The sequence below is a fragment of the Metamycoplasma alkalescens genome (assembly GCF_900476125.1).
GTDB lineage: Bacteria > Bacillota_I > Bacilli_A > Mycoplasmatales > Metamycoplasmataceae > Metamycoplasma > Metamycoplasma alkalescens.
In genome coordinates this window covers 814,534-821,059 of the sequence record NZ_LS991949.1, presented here as the reverse complement: position 1 = coordinate 821,059, position 6,526 = coordinate 814,534, and the positions used below count along the sequence as shown (strand labels likewise).

At 26.7% G+C, this 6,526-nt stretch carries 5 protein-coding genes; 4 read left to right on the top strand and 1 reads right to left on the bottom strand.

The window, feature by feature from the left end; translation table 4 throughout:
• The first annotated feature begins 321 nt into the window (after positions 1 to 321).
• From D2845_RS06930 to yidC, 4 genes are all read left to right on the top strand, one after another.
• A complete protein-coding gene (locus D2845_RS06930) occupies positions 322 to 2,493 on the top strand; it encodes an MAG2960 family serine endopeptidase lipoprotein (RefSeq protein WP_110858337.1) in 2,172 nt (723 codons plus the stop codon).
• Positions 2,494 to 2,686: 193 nt separating this feature from the next.
• Positions 2,687 to 2,836 carry a 50S ribosomal protein L34 gene (gene rpmH / locus D2845_RS03450; protein ID WP_371690277.1) on the top strand — a complete coding sequence of 50 codons (150 nt, stop codon included), beginning with the start codon at positions 2,687 to 2,689 and terminating at the stop codon, positions 2,834 to 2,836.
• A 50-nt stretch (positions 2,837 to 2,886) separates the two neighbouring features.
• Positions 2,887 to 3,219, top strand: a complete 333-nt coding sequence (gene rnpA / locus D2845_RS06925) for a ribonuclease P protein component (protein WP_002881400.1) — start codon at positions 2,887 to 2,889, stop codon at positions 3,217 to 3,219.
• Positions 3,203 to 5,245, top strand: coding sequence for a membrane protein insertase YidC (yidC, locus tag D2845_RS06920; protein ID WP_110858336.1), 2,043 nt, complete (start codon positions 3,203 to 3,205; stop codon positions 5,243 to 5,245). The genes rnpA and yidC overlap by 17 nt, the downstream gene beginning before the upstream one ends.
• Before the next feature lie 162 nt (positions 5,246 to 5,407).
• Here yidC and adhP read toward each other — a convergent pair whose 3' ends face one another.
• The gene (gene adhP, locus D2845_RS06915; protein WP_002881402.1) at positions 5,408 to 6,445 is read right to left on the bottom strand and encodes an alcohol dehydrogenase AdhP; all 1,038 of its coding nucleotides are present in this window, start codon (positions 6,443 to 6,445) and stop codon (positions 5,408 to 5,410) included.
• Between the last annotated feature and the right edge of the window lie 81 nt (positions 6,446 to 6,526).

Genomic DNA, 6,526 nt, shown 5'->3' with positions numbered 1-6,526 from the left:
ATTTTAAAATTATATTTTAATGTTGAAAATATTCATCATAAATCATTCTTTTTCTTTTAATTATTGACATTTTATTGACATTAAATATAACAAATAAGTGATTGAAATTAAGGACAAAAAAATTTCTTTTGATTTAAATCAACATTTTTTTAAATAAATAAAATAAAAATGTTCAAATATTTAATAAAAATTTATTTACTAAAAAAGTTTTTATTGCAATAAAAATGATCATTATTTTTAAATAACTATTTAACAAAATTATTAAATAAAAATTACTATAATTTTAATTACACTTAGTACTAAAAATTTTGGTGGCTAATCATGAAAAATAATTTCTCAAAAAAACTAAAATATTTTATAGGAATGGTTACATTGTTACCTTCTTTTATTTTTAATGTATCGTGTGTTATAGAAAAAAATAATTCTGAAAATAAGAATAACGAGATTAATCAAAATGATGATGGAAATAATAATCAAACTATAAATCCAAATAAAATCATTGATGACGAAAATCAAAAAAATCCCCATGATAATCAAACAATAAAACCAGAAGAAAATTTAAATCCAATACCTGAAGTTCAACCAAAAAATCCAGAAGAAAATTCAATACCAAATCCCAATTCTAATCCTCAAACAAACGAACCAGAAGCAAGTCCGACAAGAAATGAATCAAAAGATAGTCATTTATTTGAACTTGAAAAAATAAAAAAATTAACACCTTATGAAATTCTTAAGGAAACAAAAACTTTTAAAGAAGAAACAAAAAAATTTGAAGACTTTTTAAAAAAGGGTCCATATAATAATGGAATAGATTTTACGTTCTTAAATAGTGATAAAGAGATTAATGAAGGTTACTGAAATTTTGTTAAAAATTTAGGTGAATATGGGAATCTTGGTGAAACCCAAATTAAAAGAACAAAGTATTATAATCCAAATATTCCATTATATGGAATGATGACTCAAAAATACTTAGATACTTTTGAGGAATTAGAAAAAAATGGTGCAATAAATAAAAATTTTAGTTTCAATGATTTAATTAAAAATAATCCATTTGGGTTTTTGCCATCAAATTTAAGTCAAATGCTTTTTTACATCAATTTCTCATCTTTGGAACAATTATTTAGTGTTAAAAACATAACTAAAATAAAAAGTAGATTTAATGATATAGACGGAACTTTTGAACTACTAATTTTTACAACCGAAAATAAATATTATTTTCAAACAGATAAAGAAAAAGATAATGCCTTGAAATCAGATGTTGATTTTTTTAAATATATTTATGATAGAAGTTTTGAAATAATTTTTAAAACAAAACAATGAGAATTTCCACACAAATTCAGTAATCAATTTAGATTTACACATACACAAAAATCAGGAACAGTTTGAGTAATTGATAGAATTACAAATACTGATCCTGAATATTGGGAATTTTTATTAGCAACAAATATTCATGTTTTCAATTTAACAAATACATTTGATAAAACAATATATGAAAAATATAATAAGGATGTTTGAAATACAAATCTTCCTGGTTTTTGAGCAAACAACACAAGAGATCAAAATTTAGAAAGAAAAAATGTTTATTTAAAAACAAATCGCGGAGATACTTTTGAGCTTAATAATGATTTTGTTGTAATTGATAATGGTAAAAATTTAAGCGATAGTTTTAGTGCATATGATCAATACTTAACAGCGCCATATTTTATTCCAAGATATAATGTTAGCAATATATATCTTAATGACAGAGATGATTTGGAAAAATTTTTTGGTTCAAATAAAACTAAACATGTAAAAACTAATAATGCTGGGGCTGATTTTATAACTCTGCGTTTAAAAATTAAAAAGAATAAATTAAAAAATATTTTTCCAAGTCTAGAAAATATTATTGGAACAAACAAAGAAAAGGATTGATATATAAATTTCAATCAAAATCACTTTAGTCCTTTAAAAACACAGTTTTATGCAGGGTATCCATTAAAAAGAAATGATAATCAAAACTCAGAATTCCGAGGGGTTAAATCAACTGGTGGAGCAATTTCGAGTCAAAAAAGAATCATTTATGAAAATGACTTTCAAAAATTATGATTAAAATATGACAAGGATTTAAATAAAGAATATAACTCTGTAAATGATAATTGAAAAAAATATGAGACTAGTTTTATAAAAGGAGATGGATTTGATGAACACGGAATGCCTTTAACAATTCTTTCACAATTTAGCCAACTATATACTTATATTCCAAATGATTCGAAATTCAAGGCATTAATTCAAGGCGGATCTGGTTCAATGGTAATTGATTCTTCATTTAATTTAATTGGCATTGTTAATACACATGCAACTGATGAAAAAAACGAAACAAATGGAATTAATTTATTCCAAAGCATAAGCTCTGATTATAAAGAAAATACAAAGCCAAATATCATGGAAGATCTAAGAAAAAAATTACAATCAGATAAAATACAAACAATCAAATTGAATCCAAATAAGGTTTAAAATTTAAATAAAAAAGTAATTTAAATTTATTTCAAAAAATCATTTTTTAAAAAAGAAAATCAATTAATTTGGTTTTCATTTTTTTTAAATTTCAAACAAATTTTAAATATCTTGTTTGCTGGAATACTTTTCTAACTTTTTTTGGTAAAATAATATCAGTATTTTAATTCAATAAGACTAAAGGAGTGATATCATAATGAAAAGAACATATCAACCCAAAAAACGTAAACATATCAAAGTACATGGTTTTATGGCTAGAATGCAAACAAAAAATGGTCGTAAAGTACTAGCAGCAAGACGTGCAAAGGGAAGACACAAATTAACAGTATCAGATGAAAAATAATCCTGATACTTTTTATATTTAAATCTTGACAAAATTTAAAAAATAAGACTATGAATAAAAAAAATACTGTCAAAAAAAATTGAGAATTTCAGAAAATTCTTGATAGTCGCAATCAAGTAATTTCAAGAAATTTAATTGTTTATTTTAATAAATCCAACTATTTTAGAGTAGGAATTTCAATCCCAAAGCAATTTGCCAATGCGGTACAAAGAAATCACTACAAAAACCAAATTAGAGCAATTCTAAGAAAGATGGATGTCACTAAAATAAATTATGATACTGTCATAATCGCAAGAAAAAATTTTTTTAGTTTATCTTGAGAAGAAAAAGTTTTAGCAGTTCATAAAATTTATGAAAGGATAATTAATGGCAAAACAAAATAGTTCTAAGCATTATGATTCGTTTAGAATTAACCAATCGCCTGAAAACAAACAACCAAAATTAATTTGAAAAAAGATCTGAAAATGAATTAGAGTAACACTAGTCATTATCTTTATTACAATTGGATTGGTTGGTTGCGTGCAATCAATTGCTACAAGATCAGGAACAAAAATTGGAACAGGTCAAGAAATATATACCAAATCAGATTATGTTTCACCAAATATTGCCACTGTTAGATGAAATGAAGATCGTAATGAATTTATTGTTCCAAATTTAAATTCAACAACTGGTATAACTGTAAATACTTATCTTGGCTTGGATGATGAAAAACAAATTGCTGCTTTAAAAGAACAAGATAAAAATACTGGTGGGCATTATGGAATCTACAATGGATCTTCATTTGCCTTACAATTACAAAAAAAAGACAATGTAGATAATCAATCAAACAAAAAAGATGATTGAAAAAACATTTCTGGCTCAGAAGTAAGCAACAACCCAGGTGAAAGAGGTGTTGTTTATGGTAATGGGAAAAATTATATTTATGTAAATTTTGGTGACAGCAATGGCAATGGAAAAACCAAAACTTATAACCCAGTAAATCAAATTAGCGACATTTATTTACCATCAACAATTGCTTTTGAAACATATCAAAAATTTGAAAAACAAGAAGGTAATGAACAAGAAAAAATTACTGTTGTAACTGATTTTTCACATATTAAAAAACTTGATGTTTCAAAAGTTTCTTTATCAAGTATTGGTGGTGCAAATATTAATCAATTATTGTTATCTGATATTTTTACAACTTTAGTTGGCGAAACATTCAGAGTTTGAATCAATGATCCACAAAATCGTTCAGAATTTGCTAAAGCATTATCACAAAAAAATGGCAAGTCAATTGATGAACTTAAAAAACTAAGTAACCATCAGTTGATTGAAGAATGAAATAATTTTATTTTAAAATTTAAAGATTCAGTTGGTGCCGGTAAAGGAATTACTGAAGAAGAAGGAAAACAATTAAACAAAGTATTTTTAGCAACTTCTTCAATGATGCAAAGTTATGCCAAAATGGCTTCTTTAGATAAGGCTAATTATCAAATTAAAGATGAAGGTTTTAATAAAGAAATTGGTTTATACCAATTTTCATCAATTAGTCAAGCTGGAAATTTCAGTGAAGATTATTGAAAAAGAAATCTTTTAGCAGATGATGCATTACTACCACAAAAAAAATTAGTTAGTTATAAAGACCACTGAAGTCAAGGACCATTTTATGGATTATTTGTATACCCTGTTTCACAATTCATGAATGCAATCATTCGGGGATTAGGAACAACTGGTTGAAGCGTTGTATTATCATTAGTTGTAACTGTTATTATTGTAAGAATCATTACTTTCTTACTAACAGCAAAATCAATCTTTAGTGCCCAAAAAATGGAAGAAATTAACCAAAAGAAAGCAAAAATTGATGCTAAATATCAAGCCTACAAAGGTGATAAACAAATGCAACAACGTAAGCAAATGGAAATCATTGAACTTTATAAGAAAGAAAAAATTTCACCAACAGCACAATTGGTCTCTTCATTTATTACACTTCCGATTTTAATTGTTGTCTTTAGAATCATTTCTACACTTCCAGAAATTAAGCAAGCAACTTTATATTCAATCCAATTCTCAGCTACTTCATTATTTAGAATCTTTAAGGTTGGAGAATTGCAGTATCTTCCAATCATTATTCTTTCAATTGGAATTCAAATTATTGCCCAATTCATGCCAAAATTGCTACAGCTCAAAAAGAAAAAATTCTTGCGGGCTGATGCTTATCAACGGGCTGAGATGAAAAAATCAAACAAAAGAACAATCTTATTACCAATTATATTTTCATTCATCGGAATTCTTTTTAGTGCTGGATTGCAAATTTATTGAATTATTGGAGGAATTTTCACAATCATTCAACATGTTGCAATTCATTATATCCAAAGAACAAAATGATACAAGAATAAATTGGGACCATGATTATTTAAAACTGCTTAATTAAAGACTAAAAATAAATTCAAGTTAAAGATTTAGATTAATAAATATAATCTTTTTCCTAATAACTTGAATTTTTTTATTTTTTTTAAAAAAAATGAAATTTATTTCATTAATAAAAATAAAATAAGCACTTTTTTTAATGCTTATTTTAAATAATTAAAATTATTTTCTAAAATCAATAACTGCCCGACCAAGAAATTCACCTTTTTCAAGTTTGTCAAAAATCTCAGCAACTTCATCTAGCTTAACAACTTTTGTAACTTCTGATTTTACTAGTCCTCTTGCAGCATAATCTAAAGCCTCTTGTAAATCCTTACGTGTTCCAACAATTGAACCAGCTAATTCACGTTCCAATAAAACTGTTCAAAATACTGAAACACCAAATTCATCTTTCCCTAATTTATCTTTCGCAGGTAATCCAACTAAAACTTGACGTCCACCACGACGAAGCATTTCCATGCCTTGGTTTGCTGCAGCTGTGGCAACAGATGTATTAATCACACCATGTACACCGCCTTGAGTAGCTTTAATTACTTCTTCAACAGCATTTACTTTTTTACTATTAAAAGCAAACTCAGCCCCTGATTTAAGTGCTAATGCAACTTTATCATCGTTTAAATCAATTCCAATTGGACGATATCCCATTGCTTTGGCATATTGAATCGCCATTTGTCCTAAACCACCAACACCAATTACTGCCACAAAATCACCAGGTTTTAATTTTGCTTGTTTGACTGCTTTATAAGTTGTTACTCCGGCACATACAACTGGTGCTCCAGTTACAATATCAAGATTTTTTGGCACCAATCCAACAAAGTCTTCATGACCAATTGCATATTCAGCATATGATCCATCTTTTGTATAGGCTGACATATTTTGATTTGGACATAATGTTTCTCGACCTGACAAACAATATTCGCAATGTCCGCATGTATCATGCAATCAAGCTAAGCAAACTCGATCTCCAACTTTTAAATGTGTACAACCTGGACCTAATTTTTCAACAATCCCAATTCCTTCATGACCTGGAATTAAGGGATATTTTGGTTTAACCAATCAATCATAATTTGCAGCATGTAAATCAGTGTGACAAATTCCACTTGTTTCCATCTTAATTAAAACTTCTTTTTCTTTTGGTTCAGGAATATCTACCAATTCAACACTCCATTTTCGTGGTTCACGAACCACAAAAGCTTTCATCTTAGCCATACTTCCTCTTTTTTATTAACAAATTTGTAATATTTAAAATAGTTTATTTTTTATATTTCTTCATTAAAAATT